We start from the raw sequence: 26,511 nt of genomic DNA, 5'->3' as shown, positions 1-26,511 counted from the left end.
CCGGCGCGCCTGTAGTACATTTGAACTCTTATCTGTGGCCGCAGGGAAAGAGGACTCGTTGGTAAGAGTTGGTGTGGCGAGAAAGATATAGGTTATGGGAATACTCTTTAATTAAGCGCCCCCTCCATATAAGCGCAGCGCAATAGGGAGGGTTGGGGCCTGCCTGCCGGTAGGGAGGTGGGTCGTTTCGAAAAGGTCTCGACAAGTATTTCTTACCAGTTTCTCCGGTTCGAACGAGAATCTATATACTCAGTAAAAAAGCCCTTCTGTATTGACATCTTCCAGAGGAGGCTTATTTTACAGAAACACCAATTAATTAAGGGTACAATGAAAAATGAAAAAGTAGTACTTGAGGTAAAAAAGGGATGGAAAATTTATCAGCTGATAGCAGGGGTTATCTGTATTGGTGCTGTCGGTTATCTTTTCTATGGAATGACAGAGTTGTGGGAATATATGGGCAAAAACCAGGCGCTTCTTTTTGGAGCAATTATGATTCTTTTTTGTCTAGGTATGCTATATACTATGTTTTATAGCTTTCGTCACCATATTGAATTTGACAACGAAAAGATGACCCGCTATGGAGTGATTAATTCAAAAGTCATTTATTATAAAGATATGGAGGAACTTTGTTTTACAGATCGGTATTGGCAATTCAGTGCTACCGGCAAAGTTTTGGGGAATCCCAAAGCCTACCTTATTGACACTAAATATCAGGACAAAGAAAAAGCGATAGCTTATCTCAAGCAGTTATTCAAAGAAGAAGATCACCCGATTCTTGTAGCCTAGGCCAAATCAGGAAGGTCCCGGAAAACGATAGTATATTTGGGTTTAAAACTCGCTCTGATATTCATAAAACGATGAACTTTAAATAAATTATTCAGAACTCAGGTAAAGAAAAAATGCGAACGAATATATCCTCCGGGGCGGAGTGGGAAGCTAAAGTAGGATACAGTAGAGCGGTGAAGACCGGAAATCAGATTTTTGTATCGGGCACAACGGGTATTGATAAAAACGGGGATGTAGTGGGAAAAGATGACCTCTATCTTCAGACCAAACAATGTATCCTGAATATTGAGAGGGCACTGAAGAAAGCCGGTGCTTCTCTGAATGATGTAGTTCGGACGAGGACTTTTATTACTGATATAGACCAATGGGAGGAATTCGGGAGAGCCCATCAGAAGTTTTTCGGGGAAGTTAAACCTGCAGCTACACTGGTGGAGGTTTCCCGGCTTATCCATCCGGATTTAATAGTAGAAATTGAGGTGGATGCGGTTGTTTAGGGTGGAAGGTTTTAGTCGTAAGGTGTTAGGTGTTAGGTGTTAGTTAGGGACGTCATACTGAGCGAATGGATGTTTGAAATAGGGTTGGGATGGTAAGTGAGAAGGATCCTTACTATTCAATGCTTGGTAAACATTTCAGGGCAAAGGTTGATCTCTATCGCTCTAAATGTCTAACTAAAACCTACCACCTAACACCTAACACCTTTAAAACCTGACCATCATATTAAAAGAGGGCTGAATTCCTAAATCATAGACATTCACGGCCTGGGAGCTGAGGCGGCGTTGAGAAGGAGGAACCGAGGTGTCAATTACCAGATCCAATTCTCGATACCAGGTACTTTGATGATCAAACAAGTTAAATACAGACGCCCCGATTTCCATCACTACTCCGTCTAATTCTGCTTTATACTCAAATCCTGCATCCACTCTTCGATAATTTCCCAGTCGCTCCTGTTCTTCAATCTGCAGAAAGTGAAGGCGATTTGGGGTGCCGGAAGCAAGTGTGAGGCGCAGGAACGTCTTCAAGTTTGGGATAATCCTGTACTCAACGGCAGAATGGAAGCTGTGTGTGCGGTCCCATTCGGTATAAAACTCCTCTCCATCAAATATATCCGGATTCCGGAAGGTGGATTCAGAAAGAGCATATGAATGAGTAAGCGTTAGCTTCTGAAACCGGTTTTTAAGTAAAAGCTCCAGTCCTTTTGCAGTTCCATCATTCCCGTAAAACCAGGGAGGCGCATTAAAACTATTGGTAAGGGTTTGGGCATTGATGTCGAATAATCGGGCGTTTATGAGAGATTTATGATATCCCTCCACCTGGAAAAGGGTGTTATCAAGAAACCGGAAATACAGGCCGGCTGTGAAGTAATCGGAAGTAGTGGGTGGCTGTTCCTTCGTACTGATAATCCATACGTCGGGACTGCTGATATTATAGAATGAGAGCCGATGGGTAAACTGGTAATTTCGACTGTATCCAAGACCAAGGGAGATGGCTCGTTCGTTTAAGAACTTGAGCTTTAACCGAGGCGAGTAGTATAGATAATCTCCATTGGTGTAGTAGTGCAGTCGAGATCCGAAATGTACATTCATTACATCCAGTGAGGTAAAATCAAGCTGGGCGTATAGGTCGGCTAAGCCCGACTCAAAGGTGGTGAAAAATCCCGGCCGGTCGAAGGATTCTTCGAAATATTCCCCCAGGAAATATTGGTAGGAAGCCCCCACAGTCCATTGGGTATTTGGCAGCACCAGATCAAATGTCTGATCCAGCTTAATTTCATTGAACACGCTTTGGTTTTGAAGCGGATAAGTGAAAACCTGTATGTTGGCACCGTTTTCCTGAATCCGGTTATAAACAAAGTCATCTTTACTGAATTCGGAATTGTATATGCTAACCGCTGCTAAAGAGCTGCTGTAGATCCGTTCAGAAACCGGCGATTTATAGGCTAAACTGGAACTGAAATTTCCCCACTTATTTAGCGTGTGTACTTCTTCCAAACTAAAGCGCTGGGATGGAGCATTTGGGTTGAACCTTCTCACCAGCCGCTCTGCATCCTGAGAGACATCATCGGCACCATAATAGGCTCCGGCAATTAGCCGGCTTCCGTTTCCGAATTCAACATACATCTTTCCATGCAGGTCGAAGAATGAAGCATCGTAACTGCCCGGAAAAACCAGTCGAGAGTCAATGTCCGTTACATCATCGCCGGCAAGGCTGTTGGGTCGATCGATATTTAGTCCGTAGGCAATCAGGTCATCATTGCGGAACCAGTTTAGGGAATTCATGTAGGAAGTACGAGCGGAAAGCAGCCAGCTGCTTTTACCTGAAGAAACAGGCCCCTGCAATGTTGCATTGAAGGCCGTGTTACTAAGTCCGGCAGAAGCACTAAAATCATTCAATGAGCCGGTCTTAGTCAACATGTTGATAGTGCCGCCGGGAGAGGATTGAAACTGGGCCGGGGTCACATCATAGAAGAAACCGGAGGTTTGCAGGGCATTGGGATTAAAGCTGTCCAGAAGCCCAAACAGGTGACTTTGATTATAAATGGTAATACCATCCAGCAGAATATGAGTGGCATCAGCGGAGCTGCCACGCACGTTAATTCCGTTATTCAAAGCCGTTCCATTGGTTACGGCCGGCAGTGCCTGCAAGGCTTTGGTGGTATTGTTTTCACCTAAAGGATTGAGTATCCCGGCATTTACAAAATTACGATAGATGCTATCGGAACCGGCCGGATAGGTAAATCCGGTTACGATGATATCATTTGATTGCAGAGCAACCGGTTGCAGGCGAAAGGTGAGATCCCTGAAAGCAGTTTGCTCATCCATGCTAAGCTTTATGCGACCGTTTTCATAACCAAGGAAGGAGCAATGTAAAGTAACCGATCTTCCTGAGTAGGTCTCTTTAATGTTGAATACCCCCGATGCATTGGCTGCCACTCCTTGCTTTCGCCCGTTTATGTCGTAGAATATAGTAGCAAAGGGAAGTCGTTCACCGGTTCTGGCATCCACAACCTGACCTGTAACGGATAACTTTTGGGAAGAAGATGTGGTCTGCTTGTAGAGAATAATCTGCTTTCTGGAAGTATCAGCTTCTATGGCAATATTAACGTTATATAAATGGGTTCGCAGTGAATCAATAATAGTGGCAGAGGTAGCCGAAAAGCTTAAGCTGATGCCGGTGAGTTGCGATTCCCGGTATAGAAACCGGTATACTTCGTTGTCTTCAATTTCGCGGATGATTTCGAGAACCGAAGACTGCTCAAAGTCGTACTGAGCGTATGCCTGCCGGGTTAAGCCGAGACAAACGATCATACCAAATAATAAAACACGCCATTGGTCTCTCATTAGGAATTCGGTTTGAAAACGTATGAATTTTGCCCGGTTTCTGAGAAATTACCGCCGAGAACCAACTCAAGATCTTTGAGTACGGATTCAAGATTGTCGAGAGGAATAGAGCCACTCAGATTTTCCTGAAGAATGTCAGGTTGCGCCTGAATGGTGATGTTGAAATGCTGATCCAGTTCATTAAATACCGATTGAACCGGTTTGTTTTGAAATACGAGTTCATTATTCAGCCAGTCAGTAAAGGGAGTTTCTTCTGTAGTGGTTACTTGCGGAGTGGCCGTGGTTTCACTGATGGAAGAAGTTTGTCCCGGTTCCAGTTGAACCGATTGTCGGCTGTTAAGTGCTGTGTATTGAATTCGGCCTTCCTGCAGGTATACCGTGGAAGTGCTACCCCAGTCACTGAGTATGAACTTGGTTCCCAATACACGCACTTCGGACTGGTCGGTACGAACCGAAAATGTTCGGGAAGGATCGTGGGATACCTCAAAATACGCTTCTCCCGTCAGTTTGTATTTGGCTGACTCATTAGAAACATCCACGGCGAATAAGGCAGAGTAGGGGCGAAGAGTGACGGCAGAACCGTCCGGTAAGGTCAAGGTTTCTGCTGTAGCAAAACTTTCCCCAACCAGGGTTGGTGCCGTCAGTTGTTGATAGAAGAAGCTTCCTACTAAGGCAACCATCACCACAGCTGCTGCGACAGCATATCTCCGGATTGTCGGGGAGAAATGTAAAATGCGGGCAGAACCCGAGGATTCATTTATCTCGGATTGAATTGAATCCCACACAGCTTCTGAGCTTATCGGTTCAACCGGTTGGCTTGCCGAACTTTTGTAGGCAAACAACTGGGAAAGCAAAGGGTTTGAAGTATTCTCCAAAACCGCTAAATCAGGCAATGCCTCTCCAATAATTCGAGCCAGTTGACGGTCCTGATCATCGGGCGATATGTTTTGATTGTCTGCCATTATGGGTTGTTGAATCTAAAAGAATCCGTGCAGACCCGGTCAAAGGTCTGCACGGTAATGTTTGAAGTATCAGTTAAGGTTAATCATCATCGTCATTGTCATCGTCGTCTTCATCATCATCTTCAGCAAATTCGAATTCGATTTCTTCAGCAATGAATTCAGATCTGTTATCAGGATTCCGGTATCCTTCCACTTCAGCAATAACGCTTTCGCCGGCATCAAGAGCTCTAGCAACGGCTTCGAGTGAATCCAGTCCGTCTTCACCTTCAATTTCGGTGCGGTCAGATACTATCACCAACAAATCATTTCGGAGCGTTACGGTCTGATTCAGAGTGTCAACGGCTGCAACGGCTGATTCAATATCAACCTCGTCATCGCTGACAAACCCGGTGCGCAGATTCACTTTAAACAAACGGTTTACGTTAGCAAAGCGAAGGAGAGCAGTTCCGTCTCCATCCATTTCGATGGTTCCGGTAACCGTTTTGGAAGAACCTTGTCCATTGCTGCTACGGAAGATAGTCAGCTCATAGTTGAGGGTTCCTGTTACACCTTGTGTTAAGGAACCGTATGCGGCAACCGTGTCTTTATTCACTTGAATATCAAGGAAATTGATTTCGTTGACAAAAGAGCGTTCGAAAGTGTCACCTTCCCGGGTTACACCGTCAATGGAACCATTGCCATAATGCTTTCCATCGATGGTAAGAATGGAGCTGGCATCGCTCAGGCCGGTGAATGCGAAGGTATCAGCACGGCTGAATTCCGAATTTCGGAATCGACTTTGTGTGCTACCGTTCTTGTCGGAAGTGAAATCGATATTCTCAATGCGCTCACGATTTTGCCGGGGTGCAGCAATATACTCTCCGTTAACATCGGTGAATACATATGTTAATACAGCCGACAAGCTTTTCTGGAAATTCGGGTTATTCACTTCCCGGTTAAAGCTGATGGTATGCGTACCGGTTTGCCGATCGTATTCGTACTGGTAATTACTTTCGTTACCCCGACCGGAGTTTCTGTCGTCGTCATGATGACCTTTCATGTGGCTGTCGTTGCCAAAGCCTGAAGATGAAACGGTGGTTAGAGCGTCGTTCAGGCTGGAGAAAACGCCGTCATTATCATCAGATAAGGCCTCTCCCATAATCTGGGTAGCTGCTTCCATTTCTTCTGCTGTCAATTCCTGGTTGTCGATGTCTTTGGAGATATCATCCAGGGTACAGGCAGAAAACATGGCTGCTACCATTAAGAGTGGGAGTATAGTAGTTGGTATTTTTTTGAATAGTGATTTCATAATGATTCAGTTAATTATGTGTTCACTACTATTACACATCAAATTCAAAGTTCCCCCAATCACATAGTAAATAAATTTCTGCTGAATTGATGATTAAAAAAGCAGTATTAAGGATTAGAGTGTATAAATCTATGAATAACAGGAGTCTTGCAGAAAGTTTACAAATAATCTTTGGCTGCTTTTGACAGGGTTGAACGGAGATCTTTCAGGGCAAGTCCCATATGATTTTCCACGGTTTTGACCGATACATCCAGGAACTCAGCGGCTTCTTTATAGGTGAATTCCTGCATGAAACAGAGCCGGAAAACGTTTTGTCGCTTTTCAGGCATCGCTGATATCGCCTTTTCAATGGTTTTGTTTAATTCTCTTTGATAGATATTCTGATCGGGTTGAGAGCCGGAATCAGGGTAATCCAACTCCCGGATTTCCTTGTTTTGATCGAATTTTTCATTATCCCGAAAAAGGTTGAGCATCCGCGTGTAGGCAATGCGGAAAAGATAGGCCCGTAACGACTTATGCTCTTCGATTGAAGCCCGGTTCTCCCAAATATAAACAAAGGCTTTCTGGATCAGGTCTTCGGCCGCTTCTTTTGCTACACCTTTAGAATATAGATATCTGTATAATTCATCGTGATGGGCATCAAAAAACTTTCGGAATGCTTGTTGATCGCCGTTTTTTATTTTTAAATATATCCGGCTTTCGTTAGACTCCCCATCGAGTGAAGCACTTAGAATCAGCAGTAAGTGAATGACAGAAAGATCCATGAGAATAAATTCGTTGACATCAAAGTTCAGCAAAATACCTAAGAATAAGAAATCAGTATGAAGTCATTTTGGGTAATATTGTTTCTGATTGCGGGATTTCTATCTCAGGACAACGGGACGGTAGAGGTTTTTCGAATTGAGAAGGAAGAGCACATTGAGCTTCACGCCAGAAATACGAATTTGTATCCCGTAACCATAGAGCTTGATGCTGACATCGACAAACTGGAACCTCAAAAAAAGCTTCCGCTCGTTGACTTTCTTCCCGCAAACAGCAACCGGCTTTTAATAAGATTTACTTATAAGGATTTAAAAGAGGGCTGGAATTTAAATACAAGGTACCGGTATTACATGGGGAATATATTTGCCCGCCATAACGATTCCTTTGCCTACCGACTGCCTTTCCCAATTGGAGAAACCTACAAAGTGGATCAGGGATTTGGCGGCACTTTCTCTCATTACGGAGATTCCCGGCATGCCCTCGATTTTAACATGCCAACCGGAACGGAAATCTATGCCGCGCGAAGCGGGAAAGTGGTGATGATGGAGGAAAAGAATAACCGCGGTGGGGGCTCGGAAGACATGATGCCGTTCGCCAATTTCATTACCATTTTGCATGATGACGGAACCTTTGCCGATTACTCGCACCTGAGGCACCGAGGCGTGGAAGTGCGTTTGGGGCAGGAGGTTCGAACCGGTCAGCTAATCGGGTATTCCGGCGCTACAGGATATGCAACCGGACCTCATCTGCATTTTACGGTAAAGAAAGCAAAAAGAGGAGGAGGATTCATTTCCATACCGGTAAAATTTACCACCAAAGATGGCATCATCGAGCTGAAAGAAGGACAGAGTTATATTGGTTACTAGATTATAGATTATAGATGTAAGATGTTAGACTAAAGATCTAAGATTTGCCTGCATTTTATCTCTAATATCTTACATCTTACATCTTACATCTTACATCTAACGTCTAACTATCTACTTACCTTCCTTAAAGTATTCGTTTACCAGTATGGGATCTCCAAAGCCTAATTGTTGCAGGCGATCCATTTGTGTTTTGGCATCACCGACCACCAGCCAGATCATTTTATCGGGATTGGCATAGGTTCGGGCCAGCTCCTGGATGCGTTCTTGCGTCATGTTTTTCACCACTTCTTCCCGCTGTTTGATGTAATCAGGCGACCAGCCATAGGCACTGATATTTTCTAACAGGTTCAGTTTTGCGCCTAAAGTTTCAAATCGGCGGGCATTACTTTTCAGTAAAAAGCTTTTGGTGTTTTTCAGGTCTTCTTCGGTGAAAGTGTCAGGATAATCTTCGAGGATTTCTTTAACTAATGCGGCTGATTCGTAGGTGACATTGGTTCGGACTCCGCTCGAAATCACAAAAGGTCCGGCGATGTCTGAGCCGGAAAAGCCGGAACCGATACCATAGGTATAGCCTTTTCCTTCCCGCAGTTCCTGGGTGAAGCGTGAAGCAAATCCGCCACCGCCCAGCTTGTAGTTCATCACCTCAGCAGGATAGAAATCGGGATGGGTTTCCGGCATGGCCAGGTAACCGAATCTGAGTACCGATTGTTTGGCATCAGGTACATCATAGAAATACACCTTGGAGGCTGAAGGTGGCTCCGGGGTTTTAAATTCCGGCAGTTCTACCTCTTTGGCTTCCCAGCGGTCATTTAGGTTGTCAAGAGATGCAACAACTTCACTCTGATCAATTGCCCCCACCACGTGCATATCAGCCACAGAAGGGGAGATGTAGTTCGCATAATATGCTTGCAGATCATCCAGTTTAATAGCCTCGATACTTGATGTGGTTCCTATTGGGTTGAAGGATAAAATGTGGTCTTCACCGTAAAGCAGCTTGTTAAAGGTATTTGTGGCAATACTGTTCGGGTTGGCACTCTGCTGAGCAATCTGGCTCATCGTACTTTGTTTGGCCAGCTCAAATTCACGCTCATCCCAGCGGGGTTCCAGCAGCATTTCTTCTACCAAGGCCATGGTTTCATCATAGTAACGCGCCAGGGAATTCCCTCTGATGGTGACCGACTGACGGCCTGAGAAGATATTAATGCTTGCTCCCAGCTCATCGATGGCCTGTTCCAGTTCTTCCGGTGTTTTATTGGCTGTGCCTTTTGTCAGTAGTTCGGCAACCAAATTGGCCACGCCGGTTTTTTCGGGATTTTCAAGCATTAATCCACCTTTGATCGTGATCTCAAACTCAACCAGAGGAAGCTCATAATTCTCGATTCCATATACATCCAATCCACTGGCGAGTTCCGTTTCCCAGATTTCCGGTACTTTCAAATCCGGACTTTCACCATAGGGTGGTTCTACAGATCGGTCAAAGCTGGATGGCGTTTTTTCATAGGCAGTTTCTTCGGGCAGGCTAAAGCTTTCACCTTCCCCATTCTGCACGATTTCTTCTTCCACAACTTCAGCTGGTTCTGAACCATCTAAAGCCAGATCAGCCCCCCTTTGAGGTACAAAGCTGGTGGCTACAAAATATTGGCCCTTTATATATTTCTGATAAACCCTCATCACATCTTCTTTGGTGACCGCGAGGGTTTTCTGAATGTCCTTGTTGATGTATCCGGGATCACCCGCAAAGATATTGTATTGCGCCAGCTGAAATGCTTTCCCTAACACGCTGGAAAGCCCGTTATAAAAATCGGTTTCAATGCCGGCTTTAATCCGGTCCAGGTCGGCCTGGGTAAATCCCTCATCTTCAAACCTCATAAAAGCTTCGTTGACCGCTCCTGCAACATCATTCAAATCAGTATTGGGATATGCACGGGTGATGAAGGCAATTTCCCCGGCAAGCTCAGAGTTTCCGCTATTCATATATACGTTAGAGGTCAGTTCCTGCTCCTCAACCAATACCTTGTACAGCGGAGCTTTTTTGCCATCAGCAAGCAGTTCCGTCAGGATATCCAGTGCATAGGCATCCTCATGATATAAATCCACACCGGGCCAAACGAGTCGTAATTCCGGAAGTCGGGCGAAATTATCTTCGTAATATTTTTTCTTGGTTTGATCCAGATCGGCCGGCATATCCGGTAAAGGCTCAATGTCTTCACCCCGTGGAATTTCATCAAAATATTTGTGGATCCAGGCTTTGGCTTGCTCTGAATCAAAATCTCCGGCAATCACAAGAGTGGCGTTGTTGGGAACGTACCATTGGTTATAGAAATCCTTCACATCCTGAAGCGTAGCATTTTGGAGATCTTCCAGCGAACCGATTACCTGCCAGTTGTAAGGATGTTCGGCCGGATACATATTCTTTCCCACTACATAGTTAGCATGACCATAAGGGGCATTGTCCACGCCCTGGCGCTTTTCATTTTTCACCACCTGTTTCTCTTTCGCCAGTACAGCTTCAGTCACGGTATTAATGAAGTAGCCGAGTTTATCGGCTTCAGCCCAAATCATTTTCTCCAGGGCATCTTTTGGGACCGTCTGAAAATAATTGGTGCGGTCTCGGCTGGTGGAACCGTTTGCACCTGAACCGCCGATGCGGCTGCTCATTTTATCCAACCCGCCTTTACCTAAGTTCTCAGATTCCAGAAACAGCAAATGTTCAAAAAGGTGAGCAAAACCCGTTCGTCCTTCAATTTCACGGGCAGAACCTACGTGGAAAGTCAATGCCACCGCCACAACCGGGTCTGAATGGTCTTTATGAAAAATGACTTCCAAGCCGTTATCCAGAGTGAATTTCTCGTACTCAACAGAGAATTCGGTTTGTTTCTGAACACAAGAGGCTGTTATAAAGGAGGAAATGAGGAGGGCTGAGAAAAGATAAAGTATGCGTGGTTTCATAGCAGGAATAAATTAGGTTAAGAGCGGAATATACGCGGTGCAGAAATACGCTGCTTCATAAATTCTTGTTGCGGATGGATTTGTTAAAATTGGTGAATGCAGCGAGGGTGAAAACATATGCGGTACATCACACTTCGCGAAGGGCTGAACCCCTTCGCTTGCGTACCGGAAGAGATGGTTGCTTTGTGTTAGAAGTTGTCCAAGGCTGAGGTGGATTCCAGTAAGCAAGCGAGCCGTTCACGGCATCGCGGTAGATTGGCTTAGCATGGAAGGGCTAAACCCCTTCGCTTGGGTACTGGAAGAGATGGTTGCTTTGTGTTAGAAGTTGTCCAAGGCTGAGATGTATTCAAGTAAGCAAGCGAGCGGTTTACGGCATCGTTGATAAGAGATGTTAGAATAAAACAATTACGCAGATTTACTCAACAGGCACCAACCGCATGGTTCGGATGTCAGCTTCTTCAAAAAGGGTAGAGTCTTGATACAACCAGCGATACTGTCCATCCAGCCACATATTGGTTTGATCCCCATAATGATCTGATAGAGGATTGCCTGATTGGCCGGTCGGGAGGATACTTTTGCTTCGGCTCATATCTGATAAGTCAGAAATGCGGCGAATGGATGGGCCGAGAATCATCTCAAAAGCATTATTCCACCTGTATTGACCATTGTTTACGCTCATTCCATGACTCGGAACTTTGTAGGGTCCTTTGCTGAGTACATTATCAACAATATGCTTTAGCGCATTTGGTGATTCGGGGTCTTCAGCTGCGCGTGATAAAAGCGGTGGTTCCAGCATCAATGTATGCAGCTGTTCCCATCTCCATTCAAAGGGTTCGCTTCCTAAAGAATCACTCAGAAACAGGATGGCATCCTGCATACTCTTCACAACCATATCTTCTTTTGTCTCAACCGATTCGGTGGTCAGGTCATCAAAGAACGAACTTTCGGTATCGATGAGTGATGACATGGTTCGAACCGGAATATTCTCATGATGAATGAAATTGGAATAGGCCACATCACCAAAATCATCCTTCAGCGTATTCTCCGTGAAGTTGACGAAAAACACATCAAATATTGATGCAGCTGTGGATTTCAAATCGTACTTATAATTCCAATTCTCCAGGTATGAGATGGGGAGGTCAAAGTTATAGGCATCCTGGTTTTTGATGATCTCCAGAATCTTGGGGGTGAGTTTTGCTGCAAAGGCCGAATAGGAATCATTCTGCAAGCTTTGAAACTGGTTGTATCCCAAGGTTGAATCAGCTGTAAGCACCTGCTCGATTCGCTCAATTCTTGAAGGCGGCTCCCAAAAAAATGCAATGTAATAAGGGTAACTGTCGGTAGTGATTTTGTTGTTAGCATTGGCAATCCAGCCGTCCTCGGGATTGATAAGTCGGGGCATTTGATCGTGGGGAATGAATCCCTGCCAGTCCTGAGCCGGATCCCAACCTTCCCGTAATGTGATGGGATCTCCGCTACGAATGGGGAGTTTAGCCACCGAATACATGGCTATATTTCCTTCCACATCTGCATACATCAGATTCAATCCCGGTACTCCAAATGAAGGAAGAGCGTCTTTAAAATCCTGGAAGTCCTCAGCCCAGTTGATTTGGTACAGCGTTCGCATTTCGTTGCTCATTTCGTAGCCGGTCCATTGCATGGAGATCACCTTATCTTCGGTGAGCTCCTGTACAGGATAGATATCAGAAATAACGGGCCCGTGCTTGGTATATCGAATTTCAAACGACCGGTCATCACCATCTTTCACTTTGATGATTTCTCTGATTTTATCAAACGATCGGTAAGAGGCAGTGGTGTCATTGAGGGAATCGGCAACATACCGGCCACGGTCCAGCGGATCGGTTTGCTCGAGGAAAAAGTCGGTGTCATCACTCATGATGCTGGTAAATGACCAAGCTATCTGATCATTCTGCCCGATGATAACCGCTGGTACTCCGGCCAACGTTGCCCCGGATACATTCTTGCCATTCAGGTTCAGATGCACTTCATACCACTTGCCCGGCATATCCAGTCCGAGATGAGGGTCGCCCGCCAGCATCGGGTAACCGGTCTCTGATTTGGAACCGTCAATTAGCCAGGCGTTACTGCCTACATGGGTGCCTTCCATTTCGAGGAGTTCCCTTTTCTTAATTTCCTGTTGAAGCATGGGCATAAGGGCAGCGGAGTAACCCATCGACTCCTCATCATCCAGGGAAGTTGGAGCCGATTCAGGAAAACGCAATTGAAGTTGTTCAAACTGATTGGCGGGGAGTTTTTCCCGGAGGTATCCGTAGGTAACTTCACTCCACCATCCCATATTCAATTCCCATCCCATAAGCCGGCTGACGGCCAGAGAGCGTGCCGGGGTCCATCTCAGCGGCTGAATTCCCGTCAGCGAAAACTCCACAGGCAGTCGGTTCGTGTTGTTATTCACAAAAGCATTCACTCCATGTGTGTATGCATTCAGCACCTCCCGTTCTTCTTGTCCGAGCGTGTCCACCAGCTGCTGTGCTATTTTCCAAAACCCAAGCGTCCGCTGATATTTATCCAGCTCAATCAGCTCCTCATTCTCTCCAAAAAATTCTGCAAAACGACCTTCGGCGGCAATCTGGGTGAGCGTCATTTGCCATAGGCGGTCCTGGGCGTGAACATACCCCAAAGCATAGTATAAATCATCTTCGTTATCCGCGTAGATATGCGGAACACCGTAAGCATCCCAATGGACTTGAACCTCTTCAGAAAGTCCGGTCAATGAAATGGTTTCCTCATAATCGGGAAGGGGTTTGTAGAACGTCCAGTAAAAAGCCAGCCCGGCAAATCCCAAAATCAGGATGACAAAAAAGATCAACAGCTTCAAAAAAGTGTTCATGGAATAGTCAAAATAGGTTTAATATATATGACGGAAATTAAACAATCTGACGGCGATATAAATCCATAATTTTTTGGGTGATTAATTACCGAAGGGCTGAACCCCTTCGCTTGTGTACCGGAAGGGATGGTTGCCGATGGTAAGATGGTGGGTGGTTGGGGATTAGGTGTATTCGGGTAAGTAAGCGAGTCGTTTAGGGCAACTCGGTTGGTTGAGTACGAGATTCTGTTTCTTCAAATTGAGGAATGCATGTCTTGGATTTATGATGTTTCTCCTGATTATAGATATAGGCTCTGACCTTTTTTATATCATCAATACTTACTGAGAAAACGCCGTATCCTTCCTGCCATTCAAAGCCATATTTCCAGTTGTATTGTAAATTGAGCCATCGAGATGAGGCTCCTTTAATCCAGTTGACAGCATCCGCTACGGTTTGTGTAGTTCTGATCCTGAGTAACACATGCAAATGGTCTCTGACTCCATTTACGGTATCAACGAAGAATCCCCTTCGGTTTCCCTCTTTCTTGATAAAGTCACATACGGCATTTCTTATCTCCCAGGAGAGACAGGGCTTACTTTCTTTGGTCCTGAATACAATGTGTACCCAGATCATGTTATAGGTTTTAGGCATTATGCGGGTTCTGTTCCGTCTCTCTTGTTAGAGCGATTATAAGCAGATTCCTTACAATTTATTTTTCACCTTTATTAAGGGGCATCTTTCGTAAAGAGATAGAACTGATTACTTGTGCGCAGGAAGAGATGGTCGTATGTGGAGAATTAGTAATTTAGGGAGTGATGGTTTCCGGTAAACAAGCGAGTCGTTCACGGCATCGCGGTTGGTTGAAATAGTATCGAAGGGCTGAACCCCTTCGCTTTTGTACCTGAAGAGATGATTGCCGATGGTAAGATGGTGGTTGAGGGTTATGTGTATTCGGGTAAACAAGCGAGTCGTTCACGACATCGTGGTGGGTTGATGTAGTATCGAAGGGCTGAACCCCCTCGCTTGTGTACTGGAAGAGAGGGTTGTCGATGGTAAGATGGTGGTTGGGGATTTAATGCTTAGGTTGAATGATTCTCACATAACATGTATTTAAGGGATGAATTCAAACCAAACAAAAGCCAGAGTAATTAATGGAACATCACTCGGAGCGGGTAACGCGGGAACATTTAATTCATCAGCTGGAAGGCGGCCAGGCCTTTATAAAAATTGAGGATTTACTGGAGGAAGTTGAATTTGAAGATTTAGGTAAGCGTCCGGCCGGACTCCCGTACTCTTTCTATGAGCAGTTTTTTCATCTACGCGTAGCTCAATATGATATTCTGGACTTCAGCCGAAACAGCCATTACGAGAGAATGACCTGGCCTCATGATTACTGGCCCATGGAACAGTCCCCGGCCAGTGAAGAAGAGTGGGAAGAGTTGAAAAAGCAGTTTTTCGATGAACGCAATGAAATGATGAATTTCATTCTGAACCCCAAAAATGACCTTCAGGCTGAAATTCCGCACGGAGATGGACAAACACTACTCCGCGAAGCTCTGCTGGTTCTGGAACACAACGCATATCATACCGGCCAGCTGGCGATTATATTTCGGTTGTTGAATAAAGAGTAGCTGAAACTTCTGCGAAGGGCTGAACCCCTTCGCTTGTTTACTGGAAGAGAGAGATGTCACTAGTAAGATGGTGGTTGGGGATTAGGTGTATTCCAGTAAGCAAGCGAGTCGTTCACGGCATCGCTATGCCCTGAGAAAGCACCAAGTTAATCCTACTCAGAAAACATCTCATTTAACTGCTCCTGAACCCGGATGAAGGTTGTGCGTTTGGTCAGCTCTTTCAGTTTCTTGGCTCCTACATAGGTACAGGTAGATCGCACTCCGCCAAGTATGTCCTGAACGGTGTCTTCTACAGGTCCGCGATAGGGCACTTTCACGGTTTTACCTTCCGAGGCGCGGTATTCGGCCACACCGCCGGAGTATTTTTCCATTGCGGTTTCAGAGCTCATGCCATAAAAGGTTTTAAATTTCTCCCCATCTTCCTCAACCAATTCGCCGCCGCTTTCTTTATGACCGGAAAACATGCCACCGAGCATCACAAAATCGGCACCACCGCCAAAGGCTTTGGCTACATCGCCGGGGGATTTACAACCGCCGTCAGAAATAATTTGTCCGCCTAACCCATGGGCGGCATCGGCACATTCGATGATCGCTGAAAGCTGGGGGAACCCGACGCCGGTTTTGAGTCGTGTAGTACAAACCGAACCCGGCCCGATTCCCACTTTTATAATATCAGCCCCGGCCAGTAGCAGTTCTTCCACCATTTCTCCGGTTACCACATTGCCGGCTATGATTACTTTATCGGGATATTTCTCCCGCACTTTCTTCACAAATTTCACGAAGTGCTCGGAATAACCGTTAGCCACATCAATACAGATAAACCGAAGTTGGGGAAACCGTTTCATCAGCGCATTGAGTTTTTCCATATCCGCTGATCCGGTTCCGGTACTAACGGCGATATGTTCGGTGATGGACTCATCTGCTGCATCTAAAAAAGCTTTCCATTGCTCGATGGAGTAGTGCTTGTGAATGGCGGTGAACATCTTATGCCCGGCCAGGGCCGTGCCCATTTCGAAAGTGCCGGTGGTGTCCATGTTGGCGGCCATAACCGGGATACCCGTCCAGCCTTTTTTGGCATGCAGAAATTTAAAGGTTCGTTCCAGCGAAACGTCCGCGCGGGATTTGAGGGTAGAGCGTTTAGGACGAATCATCACGTTTTTAAAACCAAGCTTAATATCTAACTCAATGCGCATAATATAACTTCAAGATTTCGGACTTCTGTTGTTGACCAAAGATGATAAAATTCGGGACGAATCTGAATATGTAATTTCTAATTTCAAGAATGTTGAAAGTCATTCATATATTGCAAGCATGCAAAGATACCTACTTACGATTGAGTACGACGGCACCGATTTTTCCGGCTGGCAGATTCAACCCAATACTCCTACTGTTGAACAAACCATTGAGGATGCATTCTCTACGATTCTGCAAACCGATATGGACATAATCGGACAGGGCAGAACCGATGCCGGCGTCCATGCCACCGGGCAAACGGCGCATTTAGATCTGCCTGAACACGTTGATGCTGATGATCTGATCTATAAAGCAAACAAGCTGATTGGGAAAGAAATTCAGATCACGGGTATTGAGGAAGTAGCGGGTGACTTCCATGCCCGATTTGATGCCACCGGCCGGCAGTACGAATACACCATCACAAAAAGATGGATGCCGCTTAAGGAGCGATATTCATGGCAGCTCAATCAACCCGTCGACTATACCAAACTCGAAGAATGTGCGGCTCTGTTAAAGGGTGAATTTGATTTTGAAGGATTCTCAAAATTTAATGAGGATAACATGACGACTCTGTGTGAAATTCAGCTTTCGGAGTTTGAGGAAGAGGGAGAGGTGATCAAATATCACATCAGGGCCAACCGGTTTTTGCGGAATATGGTAAGGCGTTTGGTCGGAACAATGGTGCGTGTAGCACAGAATAAAATGACGCTGGATCAATTTGAGGAGGCATTGAGAAATCCCAAATCAGAAATACCTACTTATACCGCTCCCGCGGCGGGATTGGTGCTCCAGAAAGTTTTCTATAAAAAGTGAAGAAAAGTGTTGAAAGTAGGCGGATAATGTCTTTATATTTGTCGCCCCTTCAACGGGGCTTTTTTATTTATTGAAACAAATAAAGTCAAAAAAAGCTACAATATTCCTCGGTAGCTCAGTGGCAGAGCAGTTGACTGTTAATCAATTGGTCGCTGGTTCGAATCCAGCCCGGGGAGCTTACCAAAGCCTGATTCGCGAAAAGCGGGTCAGGCTTTTTTTTTTTTTTGGGTGATATAAATTATGTGGGGCTTATTTTCACTTACTAACCGGACCAAATAAAAGACTTGGTGGAGCCGGTTATTTGGTAAGTAATCAGTCTTTTCTCATTAGTTGGATTCTGGAATCAATCCTCTCTTTAATACTTTGAGGTTTTAAGACCTTTACCTTCTCCCCAAATGAAAGAATAAGTGTTTTCAATTCGTAATTAGGTATTATTTCAATCTCCACTCTGAGATTACCATCTACCGACTCATGTTTCTGGGTAGGGTGAAGGGGCTTGGTAATTACATATGGCGCCTGTTCTTTGGTAAACTCCAATACTAACGTTTCTACTTTGCCATTTTCCGGGCGGGTTACTCCGATGATATCAAAGAAATATTCATTCCAGTCTATATCTGATTGAATGTATACAGATTGGGTCTGCTCAATATTTTGTATCCGGTCTAGTGCAAGGTTCCAGGTTTGGATATCTAATTCCTCATTCAGGCCGAATGCAAACCAGCGGTTGTTGTATTGCTTCAGGAAATGAGGATGAAAAGTGAGTTCGAAGCTATCATCAGATTTAAAGTTCTGATATTCAACTTTTAAAACCAACTCATTAACGATGGCATCATATAAAGTTCCAAGATACTCTATACCCTTAAGATCTATGTTTGACTCAATGCTGATTACTTCCCGTGAGCTTTGCTTAAGCCCTAGGCGATCCTGGAGCACAGGTATCATTTCCTGAACCCACTCAAACTGAGGGGCTCCCGCAAATCTTGATAGCACAGAAATAGCAGCATCGATCTGATTTTTTTCATCTTCATTTAAAGGCTGATTTGAAATAGAGAAGTCTTTATCTGAGTATCTGTAATATACTTTTCGGCCGTCTTTGTGCCTTTCAAGGGGAATGGACCATCCCTGATCACTCTCCATAAACTTAATATCATCAAAAAGTTGACGCCTTTTGATTTTGCTTTCCGGACCATTATACTCCTCCAGTGCTTCGTTTATTTCAGCAAGCAGGTCTTGCCAAAAAAACTTGCGGCCGGGGTTTCTAAAACAACGATCCAGTACCTGGTAACGGAGCAGTGCATTTTTATTTACAGACATAACATATTTAACTGTGCAGAATGAGTGCACCACAAAGGTATATCATTGTGATGAACTAAAACAAGTGACTCATTAAGTATTTATGAATCGATTCAGAAGCCCAAACAGACTACCCTATAATGGTAATCCTGAAAAGAGTGAAGAACTAGGGGTGAGCAGACACTATTTAGAATGTGGCCTGAATTACGTGCGAAGAAATAAAGATGCCAGCACGTTCTACATATTTGAGATAGTGGGGTTCCGGGATGAACTGGATGAAAAGGGATTGCCGGTAGAGAAGCCCATTGTTCAACTTTCGAGAAGTTTGACGAAAAGTGAATTTGAAGAAGAAATGGGCCATTAATATCAATTAATTAGGCGGAAATTTGAATTATTAATTACAAAAAAATTAAGTATAATCATGTCCGGATTTTCAAAAAAGAACTACAGACGCGGAAGAAACTGGTCCGCCAAAAAGGGCACCTTTAGGAATGGAGCCGGCAAAAGGATTTCGAGACCGCGATCGTATTTTAGAGCCGTGCTTGATGACTAGTAAGGTTATTTTAAATAGATAGACTATGTGCCTTGAGAATTATATACATGTAAATTATAATGATTGATACATCCTTTAATAAACATATAATTGAAAACTTTAAAGCTTATAGTGACAGACAAGAAATAATAATTAAACCGATTACTCTGATTTTTGGAACTAATAATGCGGGTAAGTCTAGTTTACTGAAAAGCCTGATGTATGTGCATCACTTTTTTAAGTATAAACAATCAGATTTAATAGAGGTGCAAGAAGGAGATGAAATAATAGACTATGGAGGTATTCATCAGATAATAAACTATGGTGCTGAAGGTGGTAAATTCAGATTTGGCAGAGAGATTAAAGTTAAGGGAGATATAAATAGAGATATTTTTAGGGAAATAGCTAATACCTTAAATACAGCGCAAATAACGGATTTAAATCTTGCCTTTTTTAAATGGGAAGGAGATTTAAAATGGGAGGTTGAAATAGACGTTAAAAACTTTGATGCAACTTATATCACATCTGTTGAATTATTATTTAATGATATAAAAGGGGAAGTATCAATATTAAGTGATAATGGGGTGGAAAAAGAGAATTTTAATTTCCCTGAGACAGCTAAACTTAAATTGGCTCAGGATAATGAAAATAAGCCATACTTAAATTTGAAAGAGTTTAGTGATGGGGCTGAGATATTAATTATGTCTTTGTTAAATAAAAACATCATGAAAAGTGAAACAGGGAATCTATTACATTTAGAAATTAGTAATCTAAAGAAGCTGATTGATAGCGCTGAAATTTCAATTACTGGTGATTTTTTACGTATACGACAAGATGGTAATTTTAGTGAAATATACAACTGGAATGAAAGGGAATCAGAACTTATAAAAAGTGATATACATAACTTTATCAATGATTTTTTTATTAACCCTTTTAACGAAATTTATCCTTTTAGAGTTAGGACGACTTCCTATTTTGGGCCACTTAGAGCAATACCAGAAAGGATTGTAAACAGCACACATATTGAAGATAATGCCTGGTACAATTTATTAGAAGATGATTTTGGGTTTGAAGATTACGAAACCGGCGAAGAAACTAGTTATAGAGAAATCATAAACATGATCCTTACTTCGGAAGATAGGTTGAATCTTAATCTTGAATTTGTTCAAGAGACATTTAAAAGTAATCTTAACGACCATCGTGAAATTAAAAACCTGGCTTTAAGAAATACAATAAGCGGACATATTCTTTCTCTTAGAGATGTAGGGACAGGATTAAGTCAATTATTACCGATAGTAGTTGAATTAATTTCAAGGTTTGAAAACGATGACATAATTATAGAACAACCTGAACTTCATCTGCACCCCGGTCTGCAATCTAAATTTGGTCGGTTATTGTCTTATACATTCAGGCCAAATCGTAACATCATAATGGAAACCCATAGTGAGCACATCATTAAATCCCTGCAACTGGAGGTAACCAAATATCATACTTCTGATGGAGAGCAAGGAATTTCTAAAGATGATATCGCCATCCTGTATGTATCAAATAAAGAGGGAGGGGCTCATGTGCGGGAAATGAAACTGGATGAAAGTGGAGCCTTCACGGAACCCTGGCCGGATGACTTTTTTGAACTATCGGCCGACCTGACCATGGAGCGGCTAAAGAGTCGTTATAAATCAATGAATTGATTGTAATATGGATGGGTTTCTAACTACTGCTTTTCTTAAGAGCTTTCCTGAGAATGTCAGAAAAGCTTTGTTTGATGAAGAGAACAATTATTATGATTTATATAGGGCAATAAAAAAGAGCCTGCTCATTGTGGGGGCCGATGGTGAATCTCTTTATGACTTATTGGAAAGTTTGAGTGATAAAGATCCAGAGTTTGGTAAATCTCTAAGCAGCCTGGAGGCAGCAGGAAAAATTAAAGCACGTACATCAGAAGATTTGATACCTGATAGCTTTGAGAATATTAAGATCAGGAAGTCGATATTAAAATCTTTGGCTTCCGCATATACTCAGCCTGCTGATGTGGTCTTTCATTCAATAATAGAAGACCCGCATTGGAAGAATGAACTAATGAAAGTGGGATATAAACCGTTAGTTGAGGACAATGACCTTCTTACAGCAAAAGTGAGACATTTATTTAAAGAAAAATCTCTTCCATTAAATATTGGTGATACTTTTAACTGGGCACGGTTTTTATCCAACTTTGTACACCCGTTTAAGCATATCAGGATTAAGGATCCATACTTATATAAGAATATACATTCTATAGACCTGACTGGTATGATTAAAGCCTTAACCAGGTTTAGTGATCCCGAGCAGCTTACCATCGAAATAATATCTGATTTACATGCAGATAGTAACAGCAGGGTTGAGGAGACAATTGAGCGGATTCGTAAAATGATTGATATCCCGAAGTATAAGGGATGTTTAAAGTTGTATACCCAGAGAGGAAGTGCCAGTCCGGTTTTTCACAGCAGAGAGATCTGGACTGATTTTTGGGTGTTAAATGCAGAAAGAGGATTCGACTTTTTGAAGTTGGAAAAAGGCCAAGGGAAGGTTATAAAAGAAAATAAACTGTTTTTAACCGGAAGATATTCTTCTGAATATTCAGCATGGCACCAGATTAAAGACAACTGGGATAATTACTTACAGAGTTCAAAAAAGGTAAAAGACTTAGTTCAATTCAATTAATGATGTATTTTTAGCTTAAGATAAATTCTGGATTCTATTTTATGCCAATGACTTGGGAAGAAAAAATTGCTTACCACAAAAACAGAAGTAACCAAATAGCTCAATCTATTATAGAGCAAATTGAAGAAGGGGTTGATAAGTGGGAGATGCCTTGGCATAAAGGTATTCCACAAGCCAAAAATAGAGTGACCGGGAAATTTTATGGGGGTAATAACCTGCTGATTTTGTGGGATGAGTGTCAGAAAAAAGGTTACTCGCAAAATGTTTGGGCCACGATGAGGCAATGGAATCAGTTTGGTTCTGGTGTTCAGCAAGGCTCCAAGGGGACATTAGTAAAATTTGTGATCCCACAAGATGATCTCGAAGAATATGATCAATTAGAGTTAGAGCTTGCAGATGATGAAACTGAAGACATAGATGGGTTTAGAATCTTTTTTCACTATGTATTCAATATTGATCAGGTAACAAATAATCGAATCAACCAAATCGGTCTGTTCCAAAATCAAGCCCCAAAGTTTGAGCAGATTGAAGAATTTGTTTTAAAAACGGAAGCAAAGATTGCACACAAAGGTACAAGAGCATTATACAATGTTGATAAAGATCAAATTATAATGCCGCCAAAGGCCTCTTTTAGAGAGGTTGAAGGAGCTACGTCACTGGAAAACTATTATGCCACCTTGCTTCATGAAATTATTCATTGGACGGGGCATAATTCAAGGTGTGATCGTGGTATGATTAACAAGAAAGGTTCCCCGGCTTATGCTTTTGAAGAATTGATCGCTGAATTGGGGACTGCAATTTTAACAACACAGTTCAGTAATAAACTAACACCTCGCAAAGGTCACGCTAAGTATGTGAATAGTTGGTTAAGAGTCCTGAAGCATGATTTTAAATACTTTGTTGAGGCGCTAGAACTTTCGCGTACAGCCATTCATTGGTTATTTGAAAAGACAGGGGTTTTTCCCTATCCACTACCTGAACACTATGCAAGAGAAGTCAAGGAAGAGCTGGTCAAAGTTTTGAATGAACACATGAAAACTGATGTAAGTGATCAGTGGTTTGAAAAAGTTATCAGCTCTTGGGACCAATTAGCTAGGGTGACTCAGGACAAAATCCAATCACTTGTTGATATGGATCTAAAGAGAAAAAGCTAATGAATACTGCTTTAAAACTTCCTGATTTCTCTTATTTTAGGTCAAAATCAATTTGAATTCTATTTTATAAAATACTGAATGAACACCCACTTTTTCACCAATAAAAAAGGGAATACCCTGCTCAAGAAATTTGAGGGGATTTTTGAACACGTTGATATCAAAAAGTTTGATGCGCTGGTGGGGTACCTCAGAGCTTCCGGCTATTTTCGGGTGCGGAAGTTTATTGATGAAGTGGAGGAAGTTCGCATTTTGGTTGGGATTGATGTCGATCACCTGATCAGTGAGGCAGCCCGAAAGGGATTGGAGTTCAATTTCAATACTAACGTAACACGAACTGAGTTTTTATCTGAGGTCCGCAGGGATATTGAAAATGCTGATTACAGCAAAAAGGTTGAAGATGGTATCATCCAGTTTGTTCAGGATATCGTGGATAAGAAAGTGCAGATCAAAGCTCATCCTAGTAAGAAGCTACACTCCAAGATCTACATTTTCCGGCCAGAGAATTATAACGAGCACAACTCAGGGTTTGTGATCACTGGCTCCAGTAATATGACCTCAGCCGGACTGGAAAAGAATTTTGAATTTAATGTGCAGTTAGACCGCTTTGGGGATGTTGAGTTTGCAAGAGAGACGTTTCAAGATTTATGGGATGAAGGCATTGATATCTTGCCAAAATCCATTGAAGAGCTAACTGAAAAAACCTTCCTGAATGATTCATTCACTCCCTTTGAGATCTACATTAAATTTTTGATGGAGTATTTCGGGCAGAGTATTGAATACGATCCCGAATCCATTACCGATTTGCCTCGAGGCTATAAGAAACTTCATTATCAGGTGGATGCCGTAAATGATGGCTATAATAAACTCATGCATCACAATGGGTTTATTCTGGCGGATGTGGTTGGGCTTGGGAAAACCATTGTAGCCAGTATTATTGCTAAGAAATTCTATTTTAGCAACGGCTATCGGACCAAAATTTTGGTGGTTTATCCTCCTGCTTTAGAGAATAACTGGCGGGAGACGATCCGGGATTTTGAAGTGCCCAATGTAGATTTTATCACCAATGGCAGCCTTCATAAAATCCGATATCCGGAAGATTATGATCTGATTATTGTGGATGAGGCCCACAAGTTTCGCAGTGATGAAGCCCAGATGTTTACGCAGTTGCAGAAGCTCTGTAAAACACCCCGAAAACGACCTGGAACCGACGGAAGCCGAGAAAAGAAAGTGATCTTGGTTACGGCTACTCCATTGAATAATAAACCACAGGATATCCGAAACCTGCTTTATCTGTTTCAGGATGCCAAAGATTCTTCCCTTGAGGTAAAGAACCTACAAAGCTTTTTCCGTCCGTTGATTGATGAGTATAAGAAGCTCAAAAAGGAACGGGATAACACCAAGATCAAAAAGGGGGTTAAGAAAATCTACGAGACTATTCGGAATAAGATATTAGAGCCCATCATTGTACGCCGGACTCGTACCGATATCATGAAGACGGAAGAGTACCGAAAGGATATGGCGGAGCAGGGCATGACTTTCCCTGATATAAAGCCTCCGAAACCGATACTCTACCAGCTCGACCCAAAACTGAATGAGCTGTATGACAAAACCATGCAGTTGCTTAAATACACGGATACTGGTTTAAAATACTATCGTTATCAGGCGATTCGATTTTTGCCGAAAAAAGCGCAAGAAAAGTTCTTCAATAATCAGGCGGAAGTGATTTCCGATCAGCTGGCAATTTTGATGAAGAGTCTATTGGTAAAGCGACTGGATAGCAGTTTTCATGCTTTTTATAAATCACTGGAACGGTATCGGAGAAATAACTCGGCTATGCTGAAAATGCTGGAGAACGGTAAGGTTTATATAGCGCCAAAGCTGGATATTGCCGACTACATCCTCAACCAAAATGATAAAACCGAGGATGAATTAGAGGAGATGCTCAATGATCCGGAAGATGACACTGATATCCTGGTTTTTGAAATCGATGATTTTGACAAGCGTTATAAGCCGGGGGTTAAAAACGATCAAGAAATTCTGGATGAGCTAACCGACCGCTGGAGTAAAATTACCTATGATCCCAAGCTGGATACCTTTTTGGATGAGCTCAAAAATACCTTCATGAGCAGTGAAATTAATGATCAGCAAAAGCTGGTTGTGTTTTCAGAATCGAAGGAAACCATTGATTATCTATCCAAAAAAATGAAAGAGCATGGCATTCAAAAAGTGCTGACGGTGGATGGTGATAACCAAAAAGACCGTGCTCCGCTGATTCGTGAAAACTTTGACGCCAACATCCCGATCACCGAACAAAAAGATGAATACAATATTGTCATTACCACGGAAGTGTTGGCAGAGGGTGTAAACCTACATCGTTCCAATGTGATTGTGAATTACGACATCCCCTGGAATTCCACAAAGCTGATGCAGCGCATTGGCCGGGTGAATCGGGTGGGAACGCAGTCCGATACCATTCATATCTTCAACTTTTATCCTACGAAAGAAGCTGATAGTGAGATCGACCTGAATCAAAAAGCCTTCCTGAAGCTGCAGGCTTTTCATACCGCACTGGGTGAGGACAGTCAGATTTATACTGATGAAGAGGAATATGATTCCTTTGGATTGTTTGAACGTGTGCCGGAAGAAGAACGGGATGAACGCTTGGTGTACCTGAACTTCCTCCGGCGTTTGCGGGATGAAGACCCGGATACTTACAACAAAATTCGATCCTCGGTTCCACTCAGAGCCCGAACCGGCCGGAAGGATAAAACCAGAAAGCTCAGCACGCTCACTTATCTGAAAAACGAGAAGCGGGATGCCTTCTATTATATTGATGCGAAGGGCGAACTGGAAGAACTCACCTTTGTGGAAGCAGCCCGATTGTTTGAAGCCAAAGTCACGGAGAAAGGAACCAAGCTTCACGACCAACACCACGAGCAAGTAAGTTCTGCCGTACAATCGTTTAAAGCAGGACTTCAAAAACGAGCCCTGGAAACTTCCTCAGGAAATAAACTGGGACCCAATGAAAAGAAAGCCATTGGTATTTTGAAGATGCAGTCCAATACGGAATTTGCTTCAGAGGAAGACAAGGAGCTGCTTAAAAAAGCACGGGAAGCCGTTGCCGTTGGGAAATTTCAGAAATTGCCACGTGAAGTGAACAAACTGTTCAAAAAAGTGAAAGAGTTGAAAGGCTCGGAATTTCATCAAAACCTAATCAAGATCCTGAATTCCTATCCTCTGCTGGAAAATGAGAAGTCAGAATTTGAACCGGAGCAAGAAGAACGAACAAATTCACCGCTGGAACCAAAAATTATCATTTCGGAATCATTTACAGTTTAATCATACACAAGATTTT

Annotated in this window: 19 protein-coding genes and 1 tRNA gene; 11 read left to right on the top strand and 9 right to left on the bottom strand. The window is 43.1% G+C overall.

The window, feature by feature from the left end:
- The first annotated feature begins 327 nt into the window (after window positions 1–327).
- Both JJ941_RS06915 and JJ941_RS06910 read left to right on the top strand, forming a co-directional pair.
- A complete protein-coding gene (locus JJ941_RS06915; protein ID WP_290963136.1) occupies window positions 328–786 on the top strand; it encodes a hypothetical protein in 459 nt (152 codons plus the stop codon).
- A gap of 113 nt (window positions 787–899) precedes the next feature.
- Window positions 900–1,280, top strand: a complete 381-nt coding sequence (locus JJ941_RS06910) for a RidA family protein (protein ID WP_290963134.1) — start codon at window positions 900–902, stop codon at window positions 1,278–1,280.
- 204 nt (window positions 1,281–1,484) lie between these two features.
- Here JJ941_RS06910 and JJ941_RS06905 read toward each other — a convergent pair whose 3' ends face one another.
- The 4 genes from JJ941_RS06905 to JJ941_RS06890 all read right to left on the bottom strand — a co-directional run bounded on the left by JJ941_RS06905 (window position 1,485) and on the right by JJ941_RS06890 (window position 7,138).
- On the bottom strand, window positions 1,485–4,124 hold the full coding sequence (locus JJ941_RS06905; protein ID WP_290963132.1) for a TonB-dependent receptor: 2,640 nt from the start codon (window positions 4,122–4,124) through the stop codon (window positions 1,485–1,487).
- The gene (locus tag JJ941_RS06900) at window positions 4,124–5,086 is read right to left on the bottom strand and encodes a FecR domain-containing protein (protein WP_290963129.1); all 963 of its coding nucleotides are present in this window, start codon (window positions 5,084–5,086) and stop codon (window positions 4,124–4,126) included. Before JJ941_RS06900 ends, JJ941_RS06905 begins: the two co-directional genes overlap by 1 nt.
- 79 nt (window positions 5,087–5,165) lie before the next feature.
- The gene (locus tag JJ941_RS06895) at window positions 5,166–6,374 is read right to left on the bottom strand and encodes a hypothetical protein (RefSeq protein WP_290963127.1); all 1,209 of its coding nucleotides are present in this window, start codon (window positions 6,372–6,374) and stop codon (window positions 5,166–5,168) included.
- A 158-nt stretch (window positions 6,375–6,532) separates the two neighbouring features.
- Complete coding sequence (locus JJ941_RS06890) at window positions 6,533–7,138, bottom strand: RNA polymerase sigma-70 factor (protein WP_290963125.1); 606 nt, start codon at window positions 7,136–7,138, stop codon at window positions 6,533–6,535.
- Window positions 7,139–7,195: 57 nt separating this feature from the next.
- Here JJ941_RS06890 and JJ941_RS06885 point away from each other — a divergent pair, with 57 nt between their 5' ends.
- Window positions 7,196–8,002 (top strand): M23 family metallopeptidase, encoded by an 807-nt coding sequence (locus JJ941_RS06885; protein WP_290963122.1) that lies wholly within the window; start codon window positions 7,196–7,198, stop codon window positions 8,000–8,002.
- A 111-nt stretch (window positions 8,003–8,113) separates the two neighbouring features.
- On the opposite strand, the gene JJ941_RS06880 is transcribed toward JJ941_RS06885, so the two are convergent.
- From JJ941_RS06880 to tnpA, 3 genes are all read right to left on the bottom strand, one after another.
- Window positions 8,114–10,951 carry a pitrilysin family protein gene (locus JJ941_RS06880; protein ID WP_290963120.1) on the bottom strand — a complete coding sequence of 946 codons (2,838 nt, stop codon included), beginning with the start codon at window positions 10,949–10,951 and terminating at the stop codon, window positions 8,114–8,116.
- A 415-nt stretch (window positions 10,952–11,366) separates the two neighbouring features.
- Complete coding sequence (locus tag JJ941_RS06875; RefSeq protein WP_290963118.1) at window positions 11,367–13,820, bottom strand: penicillin acylase family protein; 2,454 nt, start codon at window positions 13,818–13,820, stop codon at window positions 11,367–11,369.
- 193 nt (window positions 13,821–14,013) lie between these two features.
- Window positions 14,014–14,451 (bottom strand): IS200/IS605 family transposase, encoded by a 438-nt coding sequence (tnpA, locus tag JJ941_RS06870; protein WP_290963116.1) that lies wholly within the window; start codon window positions 14,449–14,451, stop codon window positions 14,014–14,016.
- Window positions 14,452–14,951: 500 nt separating this feature from the next.
- On the opposite strand from tnpA, the gene JJ941_RS06865 reads away from it, so the two are divergent.
- Entirely contained in the window at window positions 14,952–15,431 is a 480-nt protein-coding gene (locus JJ941_RS06865) for a DinB family protein (protein WP_290963114.1), read from the top strand.
- A 152-nt stretch (window positions 15,432–15,583) separates the two neighbouring features.
- Here the strand turns inward: JJ941_RS06865 and JJ941_RS06860 are convergent, their stop codons facing one another.
- Window positions 15,584–16,624: a GMP reductase gene (locus JJ941_RS06860; protein ID WP_290963113.1), complete on the bottom strand. Its 1,041-nt coding sequence runs from the start codon at window positions 16,622–16,624 to the stop codon at window positions 15,584–15,586.
- 118 nt (window positions 16,625–16,742) lie between these two features.
- Between JJ941_RS06860 and truA the strand changes: the two genes are divergently transcribed.
- Together truA and JJ941_RS06850 are read left to right on the top strand one after the other, a co-directional pair.
- Window positions 16,743–17,477, top strand: a complete 735-nt coding sequence (gene truA / locus JJ941_RS06855; protein ID WP_290963112.1) for a tRNA pseudouridine(38-40) synthase TruA — start codon at window positions 16,743–16,745, stop codon at window positions 17,475–17,477.
- 104 nt (window positions 17,478–17,581) lie between these two features.
- Window positions 17,582–17,653 (top strand) — tRNA-Asn (locus JJ941_RS06850).
- A 136-nt stretch (window positions 17,654–17,789) separates the two neighbouring features.
- Here the strand turns inward: JJ941_RS06850 and JJ941_RS06845 are convergent.
- The gene (locus JJ941_RS06845; RefSeq protein ID WP_290963110.1) at window positions 17,790–18,791 is read right to left on the bottom strand and encodes a WYL domain-containing protein; all 1,002 of its coding nucleotides are present in this window, start codon (window positions 18,789–18,791) and stop codon (window positions 17,790–17,792) included.
- 82 nt (window positions 18,792–18,873) lie between these two features.
- Here JJ941_RS06845 and JJ941_RS06840 point away from each other — a divergent pair, with 82 nt between their 5' ends.
- From JJ941_RS06840 to JJ941_RS06820, 5 genes are all read left to right on the top strand, one after another.
- Complete coding sequence (locus JJ941_RS06840) at window positions 18,874–19,134, top strand: hypothetical protein (RefSeq protein WP_290963109.1); 261 nt, start codon at window positions 18,874–18,876, stop codon at window positions 19,132–19,134.
- Window positions 19,135–19,382: 248 nt separating this feature from the next.
- On the top strand, window positions 19,383–20,993 hold the full coding sequence (locus JJ941_RS06835; protein ID WP_290963108.1) for a DUF3696 domain-containing protein: 1,611 nt from the start codon (window positions 19,383–19,385) through the stop codon (window positions 20,991–20,993).
- A gap of 7 nt (window positions 20,994–21,000) precedes the next feature.
- Window positions 21,001–22,002 (top strand): hypothetical protein, encoded by a 1,002-nt coding sequence (locus JJ941_RS06830; RefSeq protein ID WP_290963107.1) that lies wholly within the window; start codon window positions 21,001–21,003, stop codon window positions 22,000–22,002.
- Between the two features lie 47 nt (window positions 22,003–22,049).
- Window positions 22,050–23,156 (top strand): zincin-like metallopeptidase domain-containing protein, encoded by a 1,107-nt coding sequence (locus JJ941_RS06825; RefSeq protein ID WP_290963105.1) that lies wholly within the window; start codon window positions 22,050–22,052, stop codon window positions 23,154–23,156.
- A gap of 78 nt (window positions 23,157–23,234) precedes the next feature.
- Window positions 23,235–26,495: a helicase-related protein gene (locus tag JJ941_RS06820; RefSeq protein WP_290963103.1), complete on the top strand. Its 3,261-nt coding sequence runs from the start codon at window positions 23,235–23,237 to the stop codon at window positions 26,493–26,495.
- The last annotated feature ends 16 nt before the right edge of the window (window positions 26,496–26,511 follow it).

The organism is Gracilimonas sp. (assembly GCF_017641085.1).
Lineage (GTDB): Bacteria > Bacteroidota > Rhodothermia > Balneolales > Balneolaceae > Gracilimonas.
The sequence above is the reverse complement of the archived record's forward strand: the minus strand, read 5'-3'. Positions and strand labels throughout refer to the sequence as shown.

Coding starts and splice junctions, on each gene's coding strand:
- JJ941_RS06895 (WP_290963127.1), bottom strand. CDS start 6,374: ATGAAATCACTATTCAAAAAAATACCAACTACTATACTCCCACTCTTA.
- JJ941_RS06835 (WP_290963108.1), top strand. CDS start 19,383: ATGATTGATACATCCTTTAATAAACATATAATTGAAAACTTTAAAGCT.
- JJ941_RS06865 (WP_290963114.1), top strand. CDS start 14,952: ATGGAACATCACTCGGAGCGGGTAACGCGGGAACATTTAATTCATCAG.
- JJ941_RS06820 (WP_290963103.1), top strand. CDS start 23,235: ATGAACACCCACTTTTTCACCAATAAAAAAGGGAATACCCTGCTCAAG.
- JJ941_RS06890 (WP_290963125.1), bottom strand. CDS start 7,138: ATGGATCTTTCTGTCATTCACTTACTGCTGATTCTAAGTGCTTCACTC.
- JJ941_RS06875 (WP_290963118.1), bottom strand. CDS start 13,820: ATGAACACTTTTTTGAAGCTGTTGATCTTTTTTGTCATCCTGATTTTG.
- tnpA (WP_290963116.1), bottom strand. CDS start 14,451: ATGCCTAAAACCTATAACATGATCTGGGTACACATTGTATTCAGGACC.
- truA (WP_290963112.1), top strand. CDS start 16,743: ATGCAAAGATACCTACTTACGATTGAGTACGACGGCACCGATTTTTCC.
- JJ941_RS06900 (WP_290963129.1), bottom strand. CDS start 5,086: ATGGCAGACAATCAAAACATATCGCCCGATGATCAGGACCGTCAACTG.
- JJ941_RS06915 (WP_290963136.1), top strand. CDS start 328: ATGAAAAATGAAAAAGTAGTACTTGAGGTAAAAAAGGGATGGAAAATT.
- JJ941_RS06885 (WP_290963122.1), top strand. CDS start 7,196: ATGAAGTCATTTTGGGTAATATTGTTTCTGATTGCGGGATTTCTATCT.
- JJ941_RS06910 (WP_290963134.1), top strand. CDS start 900: ATGCGAACGAATATATCCTCCGGGGCGGAGTGGGAAGCTAAAGTAGGA.
- JJ941_RS06825 (WP_290963105.1), top strand. CDS start 22,050: ATGACTTGGGAAGAAAAAATTGCTTACCACAAAAACAGAAGTAACCAA.
- JJ941_RS06860 (WP_290963113.1), bottom strand. CDS start 16,624: ATGCGCATTGAGTTAGATATTAAGCTTGGTTTTAAAAACGTGATGATT.
- JJ941_RS06830 (WP_290963107.1), top strand. CDS start 21,001: ATGGATGGGTTTCTAACTACTGCTTTTCTTAAGAGCTTTCCTGAGAAT.
- JJ941_RS06905 (WP_290963132.1), bottom strand. CDS start 4,124: ATGAGAGACCAATGGCGTGTTTTATTATTTGGTATGATCGTTTGTCTC.
- JJ941_RS06845 (WP_290963110.1), bottom strand. CDS start 18,791: ATGTCTGTAAATAAAAATGCACTGCTCCGTTACCAGGTACTGGATCGT.
- JJ941_RS06840 (WP_290963109.1), top strand. CDS start 18,874: ATGAATCGATTCAGAAGCCCAAACAGACTACCCTATAATGGTAATCCT.
- JJ941_RS06880 (WP_290963120.1), bottom strand. CDS start 10,951: ATGAAACCACGCATACTTTATCTTTTCTCAGCCCTCCTCATTTCCTCC.